Raw genomic sequence first — 19549 nt, 5'->3', positions numbered from 1 at the left:
TCCGCGGGCGCACCGGGATTAACGTCGGGTGAGCACCGCATGCGAAAGCGCGCGATATCTACCGATTATCGGTTTCAACGGCACGGTGCACGCAAATAGGAAAACGGGCAGCCGCGCGGGCTGCCCGTTTCGCAAGGTCGGCGTACGACCGGTGTCCGGCATGCGGGCGAGCCCGCGTGCGCAGGTTCAGGCGCCGTGCTGTTGCGCCTTGAACGCGAGCCGGAACCGATGCAGCAGCGGCTCGGTATAGCCGCTCGGTTGCGACGTGCCTTGCAGCGCGAGCGCGCATGCGGCCTTGAACGCGGTCGACTGGTCGTAGCCGGGCGCCATCGGGCGATAGTTCGGATCGCCCGCGTTCTGCTGGTCGACGACGCGGGCCATGCGCTTGAACACGTCGAGCACGAACGCCTCGGTGATCACGCCGTGGCGCAGCCAGTTCGCGATGTGCTGGCTCGAAATGCGCAGCGTCGCGCGGTCTTCCATCAGGCCGACGTCGTGGATGTCCGGCACCTTCGAGCATCCGACGCCCTGTTCGACCCAGCGCACGACGTAGCCGAGGATGCCCTGCGCGTTGTTCTCGACCTCGCTCAGGATCTCGGCCTCGCTCCACGCGGCGCGCTCGACGACCGGGACCGTCAGCAGCCCTTCGAGCAGCGCGTCGCGCTCGCTCGCGTACGGCGTCTTCTCGAGTTCCTGCTGGACGGCCTGCACGTCGACGAGGTGGTAGTGCAGCGCGTGCAGCGTCGCGGCGGTCGGCGACGGCACCCACGCGGTGTTCGCGCCGGCGCGCGGATGCGCGATCTTCTGCTCGAGCATCGCATGCATCAGGTCCGGCATCGCCCACATGCCCTTGCCGATCTGTGCGCGGCCGCGCAGGCCGGCCGACAGGCCCGCAAGCACGTTGTTGCGCTCGTACGACTGGATCCACGCGGACGATTTCATGTCGCCCTTGCGGATCATCGGGCCCGCTTCCATCGCGGTGTGCATCTCGTCGCCGGTGCGGTCGAGGAAGCCGGTGTTGATGAACGCGACGCGCGCGGCCGCTGCCGCGATGCACGCGGCGAGGTTCACGCTGGTGCGGCGCTCCTCGTCCATGATGCCCATCTTCAGCGTGTTGCGCGGCAGGGTGTACAGATCCTCGATGCGCGCGAACAGCGTGTCGGCGAACGCGACTTCGGCCGGGCCGTGCATCTTCGGCTTCACGATGTAGATCGAGCCCGTGCGCGAGTTGCGCTTGGCCTTCAGGTCGTGCAGCGCGCACAGCGTCGTGACGACGCCGTCGAGAATGCCTTCCGGAATCTCGTTGCCGTCGCGGTCGAGCACCGCGCCGTTGGTCATCAGGTGGCCGACGTTGCGCACGAACAGCAGCGAGCGGCCGTGCAGCGACAGCGTGCCGCCGGCCGGCGTCGTGTACTCGCGATCGGCGTTCAGGCGGCGCGTAAACGTCTTGCCGCCTTTCGCGACTGCCTCGACGAGCGTGCCCTGCATCAGGCCGAGCCAGTTGCGGTAGAGCTGGACCTTGTCGTCGGCGTCGACCGCCGCGACCGAATCCTCGCAGTCGATGATCGTGCTGACCGCGGCTTCGAGCACGACGTCCTTCACGTTCGCGAGATCGGCGCGGCCGATCGGCGTCGACGCGTCGATCTGGATCTCGACGTGCAGGCCGTTGTGCTTCAGCAGGATCGCGGACGGCGCGTCGGCCGCGCCCTGGTAGCCGACGAACTGCGCCGGCTGCGCGAGCGCGACGTTGCCCTTCGCGGTTTCGACCGCGAGCTGGCCGTCCTGCACGCGGTAGCGCAGCGCGTCGCGGTGCGAGCCGCTCGCGAGCGGCGCCGCGTTGTCGAGCACGTTGCGTGCATAGTCGATCACGCGCTGGCCGCGCGTCGGGTTGTAGGCCGCGGTGCGTTCGGCTCCGCCGTCTTCCGGCAGCGCGTCGGTGCCGTACAGCGCGTCGTACAGGCTGCCCCAGCGCGCGTTCGCGGCGTTCAGCGCATAGCGCGCGTTCGACAGCGGCACGACGAGCTGCGGGCCCGCCTGCGTGGCGATCTCGCTGTCGACGTTCGCGGTGGCGGCCGCGACGTTCGACGGGACCGGCACGAGGTAGCCGATCTGTTCGAGGAACGCGCGATACGCGGCGTGGTCGCGTACCGGGCCCGGGTGCGCGCGATGCCACGCGTCGAGTTCCTGCTGCAGGCGGTCGCGTTCGGCGAGCAGCTCGCGGTTGCGCGGCGCGAGGTCGTGCACCAGGGCCGAGAAACCGCTCCAGAACGCGGCCTTGTCGATGCCGGTGCCCGGCAGCGCTTCGTTTTCAATGAACTGGCTCAGCGCTGGCGCGACTTGCAGTCCTGCTTGGTCGATCATCGTGATTCCTCCCGGGGAATTGAAAAACGCGCGCGCGTTGGCTGGCTATGCCACGACGCTTTGTGTACCGGCGCGGGCGATCTGCGCGTCCTGTTCGGACTTTACGCCAGACACACCGATCGCGCCTGCAATCCGGCCGTCGACCGTGACCGGCACGCCGCCTTCGAGCAACCCCGTCAGCGGCGCGCTCAGGAACGCGGTGCGGCCACCGTTGATCATATCCTCATACGCCTTCGTCTCGCGACGGCCGAGCGCCGCCGCGCGCGCCTTGTCCTGCGCGATGGTGCTGCTGGCCGGCGATGCGCCGTCCAGCCGCGCGAACGCGAGCAGGTGGCCGCCATCGTCGACGACGGCGATCGACACGGCCCAGCCGTGGCGTTCCGCCTCCGCGCGGGCCGCGGCGAGCATGCGCTCGGCATCGGCCAGTTCGAGTTCGGGTTTCGTTTGCATGGCGTTCCTCCGGAATAGGCGGTCAGTCGACCAGCCGGTTGTCGACGAGCTCGATCCAGTGGCGCACGGGCGTGCGGCCCGCGCCGTTCAGGTGAGTCTGGCAGCCGACGTTGGCGGTGACAATCAGGTCCGGCTGCGCGGCTTCGAGCGCATCGAGCTTGTTGTCGCGTAATGTCGTCGCGAGTGCGGGCTGCGTCAGCGAATAGGTGCCGGCCGAGCCGCAGCACAGATGGCCGTCGGCGACATTCGTCAGATCGAAGCCGAGCCGCGTCAGGATGCTTTCCACCGCGCCGCCGAGGCGCTGTGCGTGCTGCAGCGTGCACGGGCAGTGAACCGCGACGCGCCGTGGCGTCGCGTCGGCGAGCGCGTCGAGCGGCTCCGCCGCGATCACTTCGGCCAGATCGCGCGCGAGTGCGCCGACGCGCCGTGCCTTCTCCGCATAGACGGGGTCGGAGCGCAGCAGGTCGCCGTATTCCTTCACGAACGCGCCGCAGCCGCTCGCGGTCAGCACGATCGCTTCCGCGCCGGCCTCGATCGCCGGCCACCACGCGTCGATGTTGCGGCGTGCGCGTTGAAGGCCCGCGTCCTGCGCGTTCAGGTGATATTCGGTCGCCCCGCAGCAGCCGGCTTCGCGCGCCGGCGTCACGCTGATGCCGAGCCGGTCGAGCACGCGCGCGGCGGCCGCATTGGTGTTCGGCGACAGCGATGGCTGCACGCAGCCCTCGAGCATCAGCACCCGTCGCGCATGGCGCACGGCCGGGCGCGGCGCGGCCGCGGGCACGGCGGCCGGGATCTTGTCCTGCAGCGTGCCGGGCAGCAGCGGGCGCAGCGCGCGGCCGGCCTTCAGCAGCGCGGCGAACGTCGCCGGGCGCGGCACCACGTGACGCAACCCCGCACGCAGCAGGCGCTCGCGCGTGGGCCGCCGCACGCGCTTCTCGGCTTCCGCGCGGCCGATGTCGAGCAGCGTGTGATAGCGCACGCCGGACGGGCAGGTCGTTTCGCAGTTGCGGCACGTCAGGCAACGGTCGAGATGTTGTTGCGTGCGTTCGCCGCACGGCTCGCCTTCGAGCAGCTGCTTGATCAGGTAGATGCGGCCGCGCGGCCCGTCGAGCTCGTTGCCGAGCACCTGGTAGGTCGGGCAGGTCGCATTGCAGAAGCCGCAGTGCACGCAGGCGCGCAGGATCGCTTCCGCTTCGTCGGCCCGGGCGAGGGCCTTGCTTGCTTCGCTGAGGTTGGTTTGCATCGGCGGGTCGAAGTCGGGTTCGCGTCAGAAGTCGGCGTAGAGCCGGCCGGGATTGAAAATCGTGTGCGGGTCGAGCTGCGCCTTGAGTTGCCGGTGCACGCGCAGCAGCGCGGGCGGCAGCGGCTGGAACGGCTCCGCTGTCGTGCCCGGCGTGTAGCAGGTCGCGTGGCCGCCGCACTGCGCGGCGAAGCGCTGCACGTCGGCCGGCGCGGCGTCGGTCTTCAGCCAGCGCTGCGCGCCGCCCCAGTCGACGAGCTGCGCGCCCGCGAGCGCGTCGAGCGGCGCGGCGGCCGGCACCGATACGCGCCACAGCGGCCGCGGATCGTCGAAGAACGGCAGCGACAGGTCGCGCAGATGTGCCCAGAACGCGTCGTCGCGGTCGTCCATCCGGTCGCCGCCGATCGTGTCGCGCGCGGCCTTCACCGAGCCGTCGCCGCCTTCGAGCCGCACGCGCAGCACGCCGTCCGCGTGGCACGCGCCCGCGAGCGGCAGCCCCGCGCGACGCCACGCGGCGGCGCGTTGCACGGCTTCGCTCGCCGTGAGCGTCAACGCGAGATCGCCGGTCGCGCGCGGCTTCGGCAGCACCTTCAGCGAGACCTCGGTCACGACGCCGAGGCAGCCGAAACTGCCGGCGAGCAGCCGCGACACGTCGTAGCCCGCGACGTTCTTCATCACCTCGCCGCCGAAGCGCAGATGCTTCGCGTGGCCGGTGATCACGCGGCAGCCGAGCACGAAGTCGCGCACCGCGCCGGCCCACGGGCGGCGCGGGCCCGACAGCGCCGCCGCGAACATGCCGCCGACCGTCGCCGCGCCGCCGAACGACGGCGGCTCGCATGGCAGCATCTGGCCGGCCGCGTCGAGCATCGCATCGAGATCGGCGAGCGGCGTGCCCGCGCGCGCGGTGATGACGAGTTCGGTCGGGTCGTACGACACGACGCCGCGATGCGTGCGCACGTCGAGCGTGCGGCCTTCGACCGGCCGGCAGACGAACGCCTTCGTGCCGGCGCCGCGGATGTGCAGCGGCTGGCGAGCGTGGATCGCCGCGTCGACCTGCGCGACGAGCGCCGCGCTGTCGTCGATGGACTCGATGGATTCGATGTCGCGTCGCATCAGAAGCGCTCCAGTTCGGGAAACGGCAGCTTGCCGTGATGGACGTGCATCGCGCCGAATTCGGCGCAGCGGTGCAGCGTCGGGATGTTCTTGCCGGGATTGAGCAGGCGCTGCGGATCGAACGCGGCCTTCACCGCGTGGAAGAACGTGATTTCATCGGCGTTGAATTGCACGCACATCTGGTTGATCTTTTCGCGCCCGACGCCGTGTTCGCCGGTAATGCTGCCGCCCACGGCGACGCACAGCGCGAGGATCTTGCCGCCGAGCGCTTCCGCGCGGTCGAGCTCGCCCGGCCGGTTCGCATCGAACAGGATCAGCGGATGCAGGTTGCCGTCGCCCGCGTGGAACACGTTCGCGACCGGCAGCCCGTATTCGGCGGACAGCGCGGCGATCCCTTCGAGCACGCGCGGCAGCTCGCGGCGCGGGATCGTGCCGTCCATGCAGTAGTAGTCGGGCGACATCCGGCCGACCGCCGGGAACGCGTTCTTGCGGCCGGCCCAGAAGCGCTGGCGTTCGGTTTCGTCGCGCGCGACGCGAATCTCGCTTGCGCCCGCGTCGCGCAGCAGCGCGGCGACGCGTTCGGCATCTTCTTCGACATCGCTGGCCGCGCCGTCGAGCTCGCACAGCAGGATCGCCTGCGCGTCGACCGGATAGCCGGCGTGGATGAAATCCTCGGCCGCGCGGATCGCGAGGTTGTCCATCATCTCGAGGCCGCCTGGGATCACGCCCGCGCCGATGATCCGCGCGACCGCGGCGCCGGCCTCGGCGACGTCGTCGAAGCTCGCCATCAGCACCTTCACGCTCGGCGGCAACGGCAGCAGCTTCACGGTCACTTCGGTGACGATCCCGAGCATCCCCTCGGAGCCGGTGAACAGCGCGAGCAGGTCGAAGCCAGGTGCGTCGAGCGCGTCGGCGCCGAGCGTGAGCGTGTCGCCGTCGATCGTCAGGATCTCGACCTTCAGGATGTTGTGTACCGTGAGCCCGTATTTCAGGCAATGCACGCCGCCCGCATTCTCGGCGACGTTGCCGCCGATCGAGCACGCGATCTGCGACGACGGGTCGGGCGCGTAGTAAAGGCCGTGCGGCGCGGCAGCCTGCGAAATCGCGAGGTTGCGCACGCCGGGCTGCACGCGCGCAATGCCGGCATCGGGGTCGATGTCGAGCATCCGGTTGAACTTCGCCATCACCAGCAGGATGCCTTTTTCGAGCGGCATCGCGCCGCCCGACAGCCCCGTGCCGGCGCCGCGCGCGACGACCGGCACGCGGTGCGCGGCCGCGACGCGCAGCACCGCGCGCACCTGGTCGACCGTATCGGGCAGCACGACCGCGAGCGGCACCGTGCGGTACGCGGCGAGGCCATCGCATTCGAACGGCTTCAACGCCTCGCGTTCATGCAGCACGTCGAGGCCGGGCGCCGCCGCGCGCAGCGCGGCGACGAGCGTGGCGCGGTCGACGGTCGCCAACGGGCCGTCGATCCGTTCGTCGTAGATGAAACTCATCGTGTGTCTCCGTCTCCACCAGGCAGTTGGCCGCGCGATGCGCGACACGCCGGATGGACGGCATTCTTGGCGGGACGCGCGGGCCTGTCCAGCCGTCTTGACAGTGGTCGTACCAGTTTTTGGAAAGGCATCGATCCTGGTTTCCTGAATGATCGATAAAACCCAATCAAGACAAGGCTTTGTGCGAAAATCGACGGCATCCGTCAAAAGTGGTCATACCAGTATGGAAATGCAGGATCGGGAGCGGCCGGCGCGGCGCGTGGCCGACGTCGTCGCCGAGCGGATCGAGCAGTTGATCGTCGACGGCGTGCTGAAGGCCGGGCAGGCGTTGCCGTCGGAGCGGCGGCTGACCGAGAAGCTCGGCGTATCGCGCACGGCCGTGCGCGAAGGCATGAAGCTGCTGCACGCGCGCGGGATCATCGACACGACGCACGGCAAGGGTTCGTTCGTCGCGAGCCTGACCCCGCAGCGCGCGATCACGCCGATGATGCATCTGCTCGGCTCGCAGCCGCGCACGCTGTACGACCTGTTCGAGGTGCGCGGGATGCTCGAGGCCGAGGCCGCTCGGCTCGCGGCGCTGCGCGGTACGCCGGCCGATTTCATCCTGATCCGGCGCCGCTACGAGGAAATGACGGCGGCCGACGCGCAGGATCTCGATCCCGCTGCGCGTGCGAAGCTCGACCACGCGTTTCATCTGGCGATCTGCGAGGCATCGCACAACCCGGTGCTCGTCAACACGCTGCAGTCGCTGACCGACCTGCTGCTCAGCTCGGTGTTCGCGTCGGTGAACAACCTCTATCACCGCGAACCGCTGAAGAAGCAGATCGACCGCCAGCATGCGCGGCTCTACAACGCGGTCACCGGCCGGCTGCCCGACCAGGCACGCAAGGCCGCGAGCGAACATATCCGTCAGTGCGTCGACTATCTGCGCGAGATCGAGCAGGAGGAACAGCGGCTCGTGCGTTCGACGTTGCGGCTCGAAGGGTGGACATGAGCGGGCGGGCCTGGCCGACGCGGTAACCGCTAGAATTGCGGTTTTAGCCCGGAACACGTCCATGTCTTTTGCCTCGCTTGGCCTGATCGAGCCGTTGCTGCGTAATCTGCAGGGCCTCAATTACCAGACACCCACGCCGGTGCAGGCCAAGGCGATTCCCGTCGTGCTCGGCGGCAAGGACGTCATGGCCGCCGCACAGACCGGCACCGGCAAGACGGCCGGCTTTGCGCTGCCGCTGTTGCAACGGCTCGTCCAACACGGCCCGGCGGTGTCCAGCAACCGTGCGCGCGTGCTGGTGCTGGTGCCCACGCGCGAACTGGCCGAGCAAGTGCTGCAAAGCTTCGTCGAGTACGGGAAGGGCCTCGATCTGCGCTTTCTGGCCGCGTACGGCGGGGTGAGCATCAATCCTCAGATGATGAAGCTGCGCAAGGGTGTCGACGTGCTCGTCGCGACGCCCGGCCGCTTGCTCGACCTCAATCGGCAGAACGCCGTGCAGTTCGATCAGGTCCAGACGCTGGTGCTCGATGAAGCCGACCGCATGCTCGATCTCGGCTTCGCGCGCGAACTCGACGCGGTGTTTGCCGCGTTGCCCGCCAAGCGCCAGACGCTGCTGTTCTCCGCGACGTTCTCCGACGAAATCCGCACGCTGGCGGCCGGCATTCTGCGCAGCCCGGTCGACATCAGCGTCAGCCCGCCCAACGCCACGGCCAGCAAGATCAAGCAGTGGGTCGTACCGGTCGACAAGCGGAACAAGCCCGACCTCTTCATGCATCTGGTGGCCCAGAACAAGTGGGAGCACGCGCTGGTGTTCGTCAAGACCCGCAATGGTGTCGACTATCTGGCGGTGATGCTGGAGAAAGCCGGCTATGCGGTCGATACGATCCACGGCGACAAGCCGCAACCCGCACGTTTGCGCGCGCTGGAGCGCTTCAAGACGGGTGAGGTGCAGATGCTGGTCGCCACCGATGTGGCGGCGCGCGGGCTCGATATCGACGATCTGCCGCTGGTGATCAACGTCGATCTGCCGATCGTCGCGCAAGACTACGTGCACCGTATCGGCCGGACCGGCCGCGCGGGCGCCAGCGGCGTCGCGGTGTCGCTCGTGTGCGCGGATGAAGCGCCACAACTGGCCGCGATCGAAGCGCTGATCCGGCAGACGCTGCGCCGGGAGGAAGAGCCCGGTTTCGAAGCCGAACACCGCGTGCCGGAAACCAGCGCGACGGGCCAGATCATCAAGAAACCCAAAAAGCCGAAGAAACCGAAGGTGCCGCAAGCTGCGCCGGTGGCCAAGCAGACGCCGGGCAAGAAGCCGCATACGCAAGGTGGCGAAGGCAAGCGCAAGCCTGGGGTGCAGCACGCGGCGGCCAATGGTGCCGGTCAAGGCCCGGACTACACCATCGGCAGCCCGTTCAGCGTGCACAAGCCGCGCAGCAAACCGGCCGGCAAACCGGCCGGCAAGCCGGCGCCGGGGAAGGCTGCCGGTAAATCTGCTGGTGGTCGCGGCAAACCTGGCAAACCGTCCAGGTAGCCTGAATCGTTCCCTTTCAAAGTGCCCGATACGATCGAACCGTCCGATGCAGTGAACGCATAGGGGTGGTTCGGAACAGCGCTGCCGGTTTTCTCGTGAGCGACCTGAAACCGCGCGCGATAGCGGCTTCGCCGCGTGACCCATGATGTGCGATGACTGAAGTGAGAGATGGAATGACGACGACATTCGACGAGGCGACAACGGCGGCGATCGCCGCGTTTGCCCAACTGGATTTCTACACGGCTGTGCAAGCGATGCGCGCCGAGGCCGATTACGACCACGAACGAGACCAGTGGATCTCGCGCTATATCGACGAGCAGGGCGGCGGCGTGGACGATGCGGAATACGACGCACTGCACGCGCGGGCACAGGCCACGCCGGAATACGCGGCGTTCATCGATGGGGTGCGGCGGGAAATTATGGCGTACTTCGGCGTGACCGACGAGCAACTGGACTGGATGATCGTGCTGCGCGACGACGACAGCGATGAACTGTGGGCGGAGGTCAACCGGCAGCGGAGCGCGTTGGGAACCGGGGAAGTGCGCGGGGATCTTTGACCGGGCGCGTCGTTCGTCGGTACGTTGGTGCGCGATTTGAAGGTCGGCTTCGCACCACGTATCGGACGCTCGCCTATCGATCAATCTTCTCGCGCCAGTCGTAGCAAGATATCGGCGAGGGCCCGAATTTTCGGTTGTGCCGCCCGTTGGGGCGGATAGACGAGGAAGTAGGAAAGGCCGTCTTCAACCACTTCCTCAAACGGGGTCACCAGCGATCCGGCACGGAGTCGGTCTCTCGCCATTCGCGGGTCGCCGATTGCAATGCCGTGTCCTTCCATCGACGCCGCGAGCGTCAATTCGAGGGTATCGAATACGAGCCCGCGTCCCGCATCCGTCTGGCGTGTCCCCACGTGATCGAGCCAGCATCTCCACTCTGCGTGGCTGGGCCCGGGATGGAGCAAATCGACCTGCGCAAGGTCGGCAACGGATCGCAGCGATGTCGCCAACGCGGGCGCGCACATCGGCGTGAGCCGCTCGGAAAAGAGCGGTACTGCTTCCATACCGGTCCACTGTCCCGTGCCGCGCACGACGATGGCGTCGACGTCGGACGTCGTGAAATCCGGCGTGTCGTCCGCGGAGGTCGAAATACGCAGCTCCGTGCCGCTCATCGCGCGATGAATGTCCGGCAGCCGCGGGAGCAACCAGCGAACGGCGAACGTGGACGGCAACTTCAACGTGAGCACCGAGGTCGCCCGTGCATGGGAATCCGCATGCTGAACCAGTTGCGTGAGCACGTTGACCGCGACCGTCAGCAGTGCATTGCCTTCCGGCGTCAACGTCAGCCCCGAGACATGGCGCACGAAGAGTGCGCATCGATAATGCGTTTCCAACTGCTGTATCTGGCGGCTCACCGCGCCTTGCGTGCGGCATAGATGATCCGCGGCCTTGCTGACGCTGCCCAGTTGCGCCGCGGCGACGAACGACTGAATTGCCGCCAGCGGCGGGAGCGGCCGCGTCAGGTCGGCCAGCGGATATGCATGCGCCGCATACCCGGGATGCAAATTTTTCGATTGTTCGGTCATCGGTGCGTCGCTATCGTGCGTCTACCGGATGCCCTGTTCTGGCGAATGAACGGGTTGTCGACGAACGATCGGAGGATAATTTTGGGCTCAACGTCGGAATCACTCTACACGGAACAGGTTCGCGCTTACCTGCGGGAACTGGAGCGCGGCGATGTCGGCGCCATCTGCGCGCTATTCACGCCGGACGCGCGGATTTTCTCGCCATTTCTCGGCTGGATGCACCCCGGGCCCTTCTTTTCGAAGGTCGCCGCCGTATCCGGAGAAAGCAAGATTACACCGATCGATATCTGCGTCAGCACGACCGGCGCTCGACGTGCGACAGGTTACTTCATCTACGACTGGGCGCTGAACGACGGTTCGGTGGCGCACTTCGAGTGCGTCGACGTGTTCGAGTTCGACACTGCGGGGCTCATCGAACGGATGATCATCGTCTACGACACCCATCCGATTCGCAGTACGGTCGGCGACAAGTACGCGTAGTCGAATCGGTGTCGCTCGATGCCGAAGGCTGGCGTGTGCGGACGGCAGTTCCGCACGACGCCAAACTTCCGCGGACGCTGTCTCCCAGGTTTTGTCAGCAGGTCGAAATATGTCTCGACGACCGATGTCGATCGAAGTCGTACCCATCTGCGAAGCGCGTCGAAATCCCGGCAAGCTACGCGTCCGTGTCGCGGTGCGCTCTGTCGAAATTCTGCCTCGCTTCCCGGAAGCGGTCCGCATTCTCGACGATCCAGGTCCACAGCGGAACCATCCTGACGAGCAGGTCCATGCCCGTGTCGGACAACTCGTATTCGACTCTAGGCGGTACTTCTTCGAAATCGTGACGGAGCACCAGGCCGTCACGCTCGAGCTGCCGTAACGTGCGCGTCAACATGCGCTGAGTCACCCCGTGCATGCGCCTGCCGATTTCCGCATGGCGCAGTCTGCCGTACACGCCGAGCGTGTGGACGACACCGAGCGACCAACGGCTTCCGGCATGGGCGAGCACCTCCCGCCGCAACCCGTCATCATCGTCTCGCAGGCCGTCACACACGGTCTGCGAATATCGGAGAAGTTCGTCTCGATCCAACTATCCGGCTCCCAGTATCACGCGTGTACCTTCTTTCATACATGTCCGTGCATCGCTAGACTGCGTGCAACACATTCCTCAGCAGGCTGGACGATGAACCCAACAGACCCTCACGCGACTTCTCGGAACATCCTCGTGCTCGGTGCCGGCGAACTCGGCCTCCCGGTACTCCGCAATCTTGCACGTAGAGCGAAGGACGTCGCCGGCGCGAAGGTCAGCGTGCTGCTGCGCGCGAGTGCCCTCGAGTCCAGCGCACCCGCCAAGCGGCATGATATCGCGGAGATTCGCGCGCTTGGAATCGAGATCGTCGTAGGCGATTTCGTGAAGCATTCCATCGATGAACTCGCCGCCCTGTTCGCGCGATATGACACGGTAATCGGTTGCGCGGGCATTACAGCCGGCATCGACACGCCGATGAAGTTGGCGCGGGCTGCGTTGCAGGCGCGCATCCCGAGGTACTTCCCCTGGCAGTTCGGCGTCGATTTCGACGTGATCGGTCGCGGTAGTCCGCAGGACATCTTCGACGCCCAGCTGGACGTGCGCGAATTGCTGCGTAGTCAGCACGAGACCGAGTGGGTCGTCATCTCGACCGGCATGTTCACGAGCTATCTATTCGAGCCGGACTTCGGCGTAGTCGACCTGAAAAACGACGCAGTCCACGCGCTGGGTAGCCTCGACACCGCCGTGACGCTGACGACGCCCGACGATATCGGCGCGCTGACTGCCGCGATCGTGTTCGCCGAACCCCGTATCCGGAACGAGATCGTGTATCTGGCCGGCGACACCGTGACTTACGGGGAGGTCGCCGACAAGCTGGAAGCGGGCCTCGGCCGTCCCTTCAGCCGTTCGGTATGGAGTGAGCAGTATTTGCTCGACGAGCTGGCGCGCGATCCGAGCAACATGATGCGCAAGTACCGTGCGGCATTTGCTCAAGGGCGGGGCGTCGCATGGGACAAGAGCGGGACGTTCAATCAACGCCGCGCCATCCCGGTCACCGACGTGGCGTCGTGGATCCATGCCAACCTCGCTTCGGGTCGCGGCGAGTAATCGCAAGCCCGACCATCCGGATAAACGGCATCGACGACAGGCGATCGTCGAAGGCGTTGAAGCCTGGATGGCGGATCAGGCTCACCAACCGACATCCGCCCAACCCGCAAGGCATGAAAAAAGCCCGCCGAAGCGGGCAACCTCACGATGCGGAGGGGGAGATGCGAAAACGCAACCGGCGCGCGTTCAGCCTTTCGTCGCGCCGAACGTGAGCCCCGCGACGAAATGCTTCTGCATCGCGAAGAACATCGCGACCGACGGCAGCGCGGCGAGGATCGACCCGGCCGATACCAGATTCCATGACGTCGTCCATTGCCCCTTCAACGCCGCGACACCCGCCGTGATCGGCGCGGCCTCGTCGCCTTGCGTGAGGCACAGCGCCCAGAAGTAATCGTTCCACACGAACGTGAACACGAGAATCGCGAGCGCGGCCAGCGCCGGCCGGATCAGCGGCAGCACGATGCGCCAGAACACCGTCCATTCGCCCGCGCCTTCGATGCGCGCCGCCTCGATCAGTTCGAACGGCAGCTGCTTGATGAAGTTGCGCAGGAACAGCGTGCAGAACCCCGTCTGAAACGCGACGTGAAACAGGATCAGCGCTTCGACGGTATTGAACACGCCGAGGCGCAGCGACAGGTCGCGTACCGGAATCATCAGCACCTGCACCGGCACGAAGTTGCCGGCGACGAACGTGCCGAACAGCGCGGTATTGCCGCGAAACCGGTAGGTCGCGAGCGCGAAGCCGGCCATCGCCGCGAGCGCGATCGAGCCGACGACCGACGGCACCGTGATCTGCACGCTGTTCCAGAAGTAGTGCAGCATCGGCGACGTGGTCAGCGCGTCGCGATAGTTCTCGATCATCGAGAAATGCCGCGGCCAGCCCCAGTAATGGCCTTCGACGAGTTCCTCGGTCGAGCGCACCGACGTGACGAACACGGCGATCATCGGCAGCAGCCAGATCACGAGCGCGACGGGCAGCGACAGCTTGTACAGCCGGCGCGATACCGGCTTCCAGTGGGCAACGGGTGTCGGAAACATGATGAATGAACTCCCGAAAGGTCACTGTTCGTTGCGCAGCATGCGGCGCAACTGGAACGCGATGTAGACGAGCATGATCGCGAACAGCACGACCGCGATCGACGCGGAATAGCCGAGCCGGTAGTACTTGATCGCCTGGTCGTACATGTAATACGCGAGCACGGTCGAGCTCTCGAACGGGCCGCCGCCCGTCATCACCGAGATCAGGTCGAAGCTGCGCAGCGCGCCGATCACGGTGACGACGATCGCCATGAACGTGGTCGGCCGCAGCTGCGGCAGCACGACGTGCCACAGCAGCGCGAAGCCGCGCGCGCCTTCCATCCGTGCGGCTTCGATCTGTTCCGGGTTGACCGACGTGAGGCCGGTCAGGTACAGGATCATGCAGTACGCCGTTTGCGGCCACAGCGCGGCCAACACGATGCCGAAGGTCGCGTAGCGCGCGTCGCCGAGCACCGGGATGCCGTGCCCGGCGATGAGCGCGAGCAGCCCGAAGGTCGGATCGTAGAACCACGAGAAGATCAGCCCGACGACCACGCCCGACAGCACGAACGGTGCGAAGAACAGCGACTTCACGAGGCGGATGCCGCCGACCGCCTGGTTCAGGTACAGCGCGAGCGCGAGGCCGAGCGGCGGCGCGAGCATGAACAGCACGAGCCAGATCACGTTGTTGCGCAGCGCCGTGTAGAACGTCGGCGCATGCAGCAGCTCCGCGTAGTTCGCGAGGCCGACGAAGGTGCGCTCGGTCATCCCGTCCCAGTTGTACAAGCTCAGCCACAGCGTCGACAGGATCGGCCAGATCACATAGACGGCCACCATCGCGCAGGCCGGCGCGAGAAAGAGCCACGCGGCGCGCCGTTGCCGCCGCACGGCGGGCGACGGGCGGCGCGCGGGCAATGCGTCGGCGGATGAGCCGCGCGACGGCGGCGCGGCGCCGGCGGGCGGGGGGGACGCGATCGGACTGGACACGGCAAGCCTCCTGAAACGGACACGGCGGCGCGCCGCCGCCGGTTGGGTCACGCGGTCACTTCTTGTAGATCCGCTTGCGGGTCTGTTCGAGTTGCGCGAGCACCGTGTCGAGCTGCGCGGGATTCGCGACGAACTGCTGCATGCCCTTCATCCCCTCGTCGGCCATTTCCTTCGTCATGTCGCGGTCGTAGAACTGCGCGACGCCGCCCTTCGTGTCGGCGAGGATCCGGAAGCCGATCCGCGAGATCGGATCGGCCGGCTCCGGCGACTTGCTGTTGGCCGACAGCGAACCGAGCCCTTCGGCGAGTTTCGCGCCGATCTCGGGCGTTTCGACGAATGCGAGGAACGTGTGCGCGTCGGCCTTGTTCTTCGCCTTGGTCGGGATGTGCAGCGATTCGACCGGGCCGTCCTCGGCGGTCGGCACCTTCGGGTCGATGACGGGGAAGCGGTAGTAGCCCATTTCCGGCTTCACGTTCGGCGGAAAGCCGGCCGCGATGAAGGTGCCCATCAGCATCATCGCGGCCTTGCCCTGGAACAGGAACGGCTGCGCGCCGTCGAGATCGTAGGACAGCGCGTTGTCGATGAAGTAGCCCGAGTCGATCAGCGATTTCCACGTCGTGTAGACCTTCTTCACGCGCGGGTCGGTGTACGCCACGTCGCCGGCCATCAGCTGCTGGTGAAACGCGTTGCCGTTCAGGCGCAGGTCGAGATAGTCGAACCAGCCGGCGAGCGTCCACGCGTCGCGGCCGCCGATCGCGATCGGCGTGATGCCGGCCGCCTTCAGCTTCTTGCACGCATCGAGAAACTGGTCCCAGGTCTTCGGTTCGTCGGCGATGCCGACCTTGCGGAACAGGTCCTTGCGGTAGAAGAGGCCCCACGAGTAGTAGACGGTCGGCGCCGCGTACTGCTTGCCGTTATACGACGACGCGCTGCGCGTCGACGCGTACATCGCGTCCCAGCCGTTCTTCGTCCAGTCGCCGCTCAGGTCCTCGAACAGTCCGCGCTTCGCGTAGTACGCCATCCGCTCGCCCGCGTGCCAGTTCACGACGTCCGGCGCGACGGTCGTGAGCCACGCGGGGAGCTGCACCTTGTACGCTTCCTCGTCGACGAAGGTCGGCTTCACGTCGATGTCGGGATGGGCCTTGTGGAACGCTTCGATCGTCGATTGCCACACGGCGCGCTGGCTCGCGCCCTTGAACGCGATGTTGATGGTCAGCGTGCCGGCATCGGCGGGCGTCGTCGCGCCGAACGACGCGAACGCGATGGCGGCGGCGCTCGCCAGGCGGGCAGCGACGCGAAGGGGGCGATGGGTCATGAGTGTCTCCAGTCCTGTGTGTCGTTGTTTGTGCGTGACCCGGCGCGTGGCGGCGCCGGGGGCGGTTGCTACGAACGGCTTCGATACACGGCCACGCCTTGCGGCTCGACCTGCGCGGCGCCGACCACGAACGCGGACGGCGGTACGCCGTCGATCGCATGCGGCGTGTCGCGATAGTTGAATACGTAGGTCAGGCCGCCGCGCCGGCTCACGCGCACGGTGTCGCCGAGCGGCGTCGGGGCCAGGCCCGCAACGGCTGCGACATCGGCGAACAGCCGCGCGGTGGTCGCGTCGTCGAACAGCGCGGCCCAGTAGTGCAGCGTGCCGTGCGACACGCAGGCCGGATGGCCGTCGGCGAAGCGTGCGTGCACGACGCAGCGGGCGCCGTCGTCGTTCAATTCGACGAGGTCGCGCCAGTGACGCGCTTCGCCCGCGAGCGGCGAGCCGTCGCGCAGCGTGCCATCGATCCGTTCGGTCAGGTTCGGCCGCAGCGATTCGACGCGCCACACGCGTACCGGCAGGATCGATGCGAGCGGGCCGGGCGGCAGCGCCGGCGGAATCTGCAGGTCGGCCGTCTTCGAGCCGGTGCGCGGGCCGAACACCGCGTGCGCACCCGACGCGGCGAGCCGCGACGCGAAATCGTCCGGCACGACCGGCAGCGGCGGCACGACGACGAGCCGGTAGCCGTCGAGCGGCGCATGCGCGGACACGATGTCGACGTCGAGGCCGAGCGAGCGCAGCGCCGAGTAGTACTCGAACGCGAAACGCGGGTAGTGGAAATCGGCGCCCTGCGGCTGCACTTCGAACAGCCATTTCGCTTCGTAGTCGAACACCAGCGCGACCGGCGCGCGCACCGGGCCGGTTGCGTCGGCATCCGCGCCGGCGTCGAGCACGGCGGCGATTTCCTGCGCGACGCGCTGCGCTTCGCGGCCGCCTTCGTCGAGCCGGTTGTCGGGGGTGTTCAGGCCCGCGTGCATCTGCTCCTGCGCGAACGGCGCCTGCCGCCAGCGGAAGTACGATACGCAGCCGGCGCCGTGCGCGAACGCTTCCCAGCTCCACAGCCGCACCATGCCCGGCAGCGGCGCGGGGTTCCAGTGCGCCCAGTTCACCGGGCCCGGCTGCTGCTCCATCACCCAGAACGGCAGCTTCGACATGCCGCGATAGAGATCGTGATTGAACGACGCGAAATCGGGATGGCCGGTACGCAGCCAGCGCGCCTTCACGTCGGGCGCGAACCACAGCTCCTCGAGCGCGCCGAGCGGATAGCTGTCCCACGTCGCGACGTCGAGGTCGCGCGCGACTTCGTAGTGATCGAACTCGGTGAACAGCTGCATGAAGTTGTGCGCGACGACGCGGCCCGGCGAGTGCGCGCGGATCACGTCGACCTGCATCCGGTGATAGCGCGCGAGCTCGTCGGACGCGAAGCGCCGGTAGTCGAGGCGATGCGACGGATGGGCTTCGGTCACGGTGCCCACCGGCGCGTCGACTTCGTCGAAATGGCGATACTCCATGCTCCAGAACACGGTGCCCCACGCGCGGTTCAGCGCGCCGATCGTGCCGTAGCGCGCTTTCAGCCATTCGCGAAAGCGCACGAGCGCGGCCGGCGAGTAGCTGACGACGGTCTGGTGGCAACCCAGCTCGTTGTCGGTCTGCCAGTAGCGCACGGCCGGGTGGCGGCCGTAGCGTTCGGCGACCGCCGTGCAGATCTGGCGCGACGCTTCGAGATAGGTCGGCGACGAGAAGTCGTAGTGGCGGCGCGAGCCGAACGCGCGCGGCCGGCCGTCGGCGCCGATCGCGAGGATATCGGGATGGCGGTCGACCAGCCATTTCGGCGGCGTCGCGGTCGGCGTGCACATCACGATCTCGAGGCCGGCCGCGCCGAGCACGTCGACCGCGCGGTCGAGCCAGCCCCAGTCGTATTCGCCCGGCGACGGCTCGATGCGGCTCCATGCGAATTCGGCGATCCGCACCTGCTCGATGCCGAGCGCTTTCATCCGGCGGGCGTCGTCGGCCCACATCGATTCCGGCCAGTGTTCCGGGTAGTAACAGACTCCGAGGCGCATGCCCGATCCTTATGCGTAGTGGTGGACGGGAAGGTCGGCGCACGCGGGCACCGCGCGGCCGTCTTCGGTGAACAGGTGGCAGGCCGCGGCCGGCGCGTGCACGTGCACGCGTTCGCCGGTGCGCACCTGCGCGTCGCCGGGCACTTTCGCGATCAGTGGCGTCGCGTTCGGCTGGCCGGCCGGATCGAGGTGCACGTAGGTCTGCTCGCCCAGGCGTTCGACGAGCGCGACGTCGCGCGCGAGCGTCGTCGCGTCGGGCGCGGCGCCGAGCGTCAGGTGTTCGGGGCGGATGCCGAGCGTCACGGCGGCGCCGGCGGAGAGCGCCGAGCCGTCGCGCGGCAGCACGAAGGTTTCGCCGGACGGCACGAGCGTGACGGCCGTGCGACGCGCGTCGCATGCGGTCACGACGGCCGGCAGGAAGTTCATCCGCGGCGAGCCGATGAAGCCCGCGACGAAGCGGCTGGCCGGATGGTGGTAGAGGTCGAGCGGCGCGCCGACCTGCGCGATGCTGCCGTGCTGTGCGGTATCCGCGCCGGCGTGCAGCAGCACGATCTTGTCGGCGAGTGTCATCGCCTCGGTCTGGTCGTGCGTCACGTAGACGACGCTCGCGCGTTCGAACTGACGATGCAGCCGCGCGATCTCGATGCGGGTCTGGCCGCGCAAGGCCGCGTCGAGGTTCGACAGCGGTTCGTCGAACAGGAACACGCCGGGCTCGCGCACGATCGCGCGGCCGATCGCGACGCGCTGCCGCTGGCCGCCGGACAGCGCCTTCGGCTTGCGCTCGAGCAGCGTGTCGAGCTGCAGGATGCGCGCGGCGTCGCGCACCTTCCGGTCGATCTCGGCCTTCGGCACGCGCGCGAGCTTCAGCCCGAACGCCATGTTCTCGTACACCGTCATGTGCGGAAACAGCGCGTAGCTCTGGAACACCATCGCGACGCCGCGCTGGGCGGCCGGCACGTCGTCGACGCGGCGGCCGTCGATCGACAACTCGCCGGCGCTCAGATCCTCGAGCCCGGCGATCATGCGCAGCAGCGTCGATTTCCCGCATCCGGACGGCCCGAGAAACACGCAGAACTCGTGCGCGCCGATCTCCAGATCGACGTCGCGAATGACCGGCGCGTGCTCGCCGTAGGCTTTCTGCACGCGTCGCATCGAGATGCTCGCCATTGTCTCCGCTCCATGTTTTAATGCGCCGTACGACTTGATTAAGCGCTTAATCACCGCGATCAAAAAAAGGGGCGATGCGATCGCGGCCGAGTCGCGCCCGTTGGCGGGCGGCAAGGTGTG

17 protein-coding genes are annotated in these 19549 nt (G+C 67.4%); 5 read left to right on the top strand and 12 right to left on the bottom strand.

Annotated elements, in window-relative coordinates; all coding sequences use genetic code 11:
• Positions 1-186: 186 nt before the first annotated feature.
• The 5 genes from HWX76_RS21640 to glcD are packed head-to-tail and all read right to left on the bottom strand — an operon-like array spanning position 187 to position 6663.
• Positions 187-2361 (bottom strand): malate synthase G, encoded by a 2175-nt coding sequence (locus HWX76_RS21640; protein WP_050013454.1) that lies wholly within the window; start codon positions 2359-2361, stop codon positions 187-189.
• A 45-nt stretch (positions 2362-2406) separates the two neighbouring features.
• Complete coding sequence (locus tag HWX76_RS21635) at positions 2407-2811, bottom strand: heme-binding protein (protein ID WP_050013453.1); 405 nt, start codon at positions 2809-2811, stop codon at positions 2407-2409.
• Between the two features lie 22 nt (positions 2812-2833).
• On the bottom strand, positions 2834-4054 hold the full coding sequence (gene glcF, locus HWX76_RS21630) for a glycolate oxidase subunit GlcF (RefSeq protein WP_176016320.1): 1221 nt from the start codon (positions 4052-4054) through the stop codon (positions 2834-2836).
• Positions 4055-4078: 24 nt separating this feature from the next.
• Entirely contained in the window at positions 4079-5164 is a 1086-nt protein-coding gene (glcE, locus tag HWX76_RS21625; protein ID WP_176016319.1) for a glycolate oxidase subunit GlcE, read from the bottom strand.
• Positions 5164-6663 (bottom strand): glycolate oxidase subunit GlcD, encoded by a 1500-nt coding sequence (gene glcD / locus HWX76_RS21620; RefSeq protein ID WP_176016318.1) that lies wholly within the window; start codon positions 6661-6663, stop codon positions 5164-5166. The genes glcE and glcD overlap by 1 nt, the downstream gene beginning before the upstream one ends.
• A 223-nt stretch (positions 6664-6886) precedes the next feature.
• On the opposite strand from glcD, the gene glcC reads away from it, so the two are divergent.
• The 3 genes from glcC (at position 6887) to HWX76_RS21605 (ending at position 9742) form a co-directional block, all read left to right on the top strand.
• Positions 6887-7657 carry a transcriptional regulator GlcC gene (gene glcC / locus HWX76_RS21615; protein ID WP_050013449.1) on the top strand — a complete coding sequence of 257 codons (771 nt, stop codon included), beginning with the start codon at positions 6887-6889 and terminating at the stop codon, positions 7655-7657.
• A gap of 61 nt (positions 7658-7718) precedes the next feature.
• The gene (locus HWX76_RS21610) at positions 7719-9185 is read left to right on the top strand and encodes a DEAD/DEAH box helicase (RefSeq protein ID WP_124680518.1); all 1467 of its coding nucleotides are present in this window, start codon (positions 7719-7721) and stop codon (positions 9183-9185) included.
• A gap of 173 nt (positions 9186-9358) precedes the next feature.
• Positions 9359-9742 carry a hypothetical protein gene (locus HWX76_RS21605; protein WP_050013447.1) on the top strand — a complete coding sequence of 128 codons (384 nt, stop codon included), beginning with the start codon at positions 9359-9361 and terminating at the stop codon, positions 9740-9742.
• Positions 9743-9822: 80 nt separating this feature from the next.
• On the opposite strand, the gene HWX76_RS21600 is transcribed toward HWX76_RS21605, so the two are convergent.
• Positions 9823-10764: a LysR substrate-binding domain-containing protein gene (locus HWX76_RS21600; RefSeq protein ID WP_176016317.1), complete on the bottom strand. Its 942-nt coding sequence runs from the start codon at positions 10762-10764 to the stop codon at positions 9823-9825.
• A gap of 81 nt (positions 10765-10845) precedes the next feature.
• On the opposite strand from HWX76_RS21600, the gene HWX76_RS21595 reads away from it, so the two are divergent.
• Positions 10846-11244: a nuclear transport factor 2 family protein gene (locus HWX76_RS21595; protein WP_080334230.1), complete on the top strand. Its 399-nt coding sequence runs from the start codon at positions 10846-10848 to the stop codon at positions 11242-11244.
• A gap of 175 nt (positions 11245-11419) precedes the next feature.
• Here the strand turns inward: HWX76_RS21595 and HWX76_RS21590 are convergent, their stop codons facing one another.
• Positions 11420-11833, bottom strand: coding sequence for a helix-turn-helix domain-containing protein (locus tag HWX76_RS21590; RefSeq protein WP_050013445.1), 414 nt, complete (start codon positions 11831-11833; stop codon positions 11420-11422).
• Between the two features lie 93 nt (positions 11834-11926).
• Here HWX76_RS21590 and HWX76_RS21585 point away from each other — a divergent pair, with 93 nt between their 5' ends.
• Complete coding sequence (locus HWX76_RS21585) at positions 11927-12880, top strand: aromatic alcohol reductase (RefSeq protein ID WP_176016316.1); 954 nt, start codon at positions 11927-11929, stop codon at positions 12878-12880.
• A gap of 186 nt (positions 12881-13066) precedes the next feature.
• Here the strand turns inward: HWX76_RS21585 and HWX76_RS21580 are convergent, their stop codons facing one another.
• The 5 genes from HWX76_RS21580 to ugpC all read right to left on the bottom strand — a co-directional run bounded on the left by HWX76_RS21580 (position 13067) and on the right by ugpC (position 19429).
• Positions 13067-13918 carry a carbohydrate ABC transporter permease gene (locus HWX76_RS21580; protein ID WP_050013443.1) on the bottom strand — a complete coding sequence of 284 codons (852 nt, stop codon included), beginning with the start codon at positions 13916-13918 and terminating at the stop codon, positions 13067-13069.
• Positions 13919-13939: 21 nt separating this feature from the next.
• Positions 13940-14884, bottom strand: a complete 945-nt coding sequence (locus HWX76_RS21575; RefSeq protein ID WP_050013442.1) for a sugar ABC transporter permease — start codon at positions 14882-14884, stop codon at positions 13940-13942.
• Between the two features lie 55 nt (positions 14885-14939).
• The gene (locus HWX76_RS21570) at positions 14940-16199 is read right to left on the bottom strand and encodes an extracellular solute-binding protein (protein ID WP_050013441.1); all 1260 of its coding nucleotides are present in this window, start codon (positions 16197-16199) and stop codon (positions 14940-14942) included.
• A 68-nt stretch (positions 16200-16267) separates the two neighbouring features.
• The gene (locus tag HWX76_RS21565; RefSeq protein WP_089489923.1) at positions 16268-18262 is read right to left on the bottom strand and encodes a beta-galactosidase; all 1995 of its coding nucleotides are present in this window, start codon (positions 18260-18262) and stop codon (positions 16268-16270) included.
• Positions 18263-18271: 9 nt separating this feature from the next.
• The gene (gene ugpC, locus HWX76_RS21560) at positions 18272-19429 is read right to left on the bottom strand and encodes a sn-glycerol-3-phosphate ABC transporter ATP-binding protein UgpC (protein ID WP_089489922.1); all 1158 of its coding nucleotides are present in this window, start codon (positions 19427-19429) and stop codon (positions 18272-18274) included.
• Positions 19430-19549 lie beyond the last annotated feature (120 nt).

Origin of the sequence: Burkholderia sp. BCC0398, from assembly GCF_902833245.1 — a bacterium.
In the GTDB taxonomy this organism is placed as follows: domain Bacteria; phylum Pseudomonadota; class Gammaproteobacteria; order Burkholderiales; family Burkholderiaceae; genus Burkholderia; species Burkholderia sola.
Note: the sequence above shows the minus strand (reverse complement) of the source record. Positions and strands in the feature narration are given on the sequence as shown.

Coding starts and splice junctions, on each gene's coding strand:
- HWX76_RS21640 (WP_050013454.1), bottom strand. CDS start 2,361: ATGATCGACCAAGCAGGACTGCAAGTCGCGCCAGCGCTGAGCCAGTTC.
- HWX76_RS21635 (WP_050013453.1), bottom strand. CDS start 2,811: ATGCAAACGAAACCCGAACTCGAACTGGCCGATGCCGAGCGCATGCTC.
- glcF (WP_176016320.1), bottom strand. CDS start 4,054: ATGCAAACCAACCTCAGCGAAGCAAGCAAGGCCCTCGCCCGGGCCGAC.
- glcE (WP_176016319.1), bottom strand. CDS start 5,164: ATGCGACGCGACATCGAATCCATCGAGTCCATCGACGACAGCGCGGCG.
- glcD (WP_176016318.1), bottom strand. CDS start 6,663: ATGAGTTTCATCTACGACGAACGGATCGACGGCCCGTTGGCGACCGTC.
- glcC (WP_050013449.1), top strand. CDS start 6,887: ATGGAAATGCAGGATCGGGAGCGGCCGGCGCGGCGCGTGGCCGACGTC.
- HWX76_RS21610 (WP_124680518.1), top strand. CDS start 7,719: ATGTCTTTTGCCTCGCTTGGCCTGATCGAGCCGTTGCTGCGTAATCTG.
- HWX76_RS21605 (WP_050013447.1), top strand. CDS start 9,359: ATGACGACGACATTCGACGAGGCGACAACGGCGGCGATCGCCGCGTTT.
- HWX76_RS21600 (WP_176016317.1), bottom strand. CDS start 10,764: ATGACCGAACAATCGAAAAATTTGCATCCCGGGTATGCGGCGCATGCA.
- HWX76_RS21585 (WP_176016316.1), top strand. CDS start 11,927: ATGAACCCAACAGACCCTCACGCGACTTCTCGGAACATCCTCGTGCTC.
- HWX76_RS21580 (WP_050013443.1), bottom strand. CDS start 13,918: ATGTTTCCGACACCCGTTGCCCACTGGAAGCCGGTATCGCGCCGGCTG.
- HWX76_RS21570 (WP_050013441.1), bottom strand. CDS start 16,199: ATGACCCATCGCCCCCTTCGCGTCGCTGCCCGCCTGGCGAGCGCCGCC.
- HWX76_RS21565 (WP_089489923.1), bottom strand. CDS start 18,262: ATGCGCCTCGGAGTCTGTTACTACCCGGAACACTGGCCGGAATCGATG.
- ugpC (WP_089489922.1), bottom strand. CDS start 19,429: ATGGCGAGCATCTCGATGCGACGCGTGCAGAAAGCCTACGGCGAGCAC.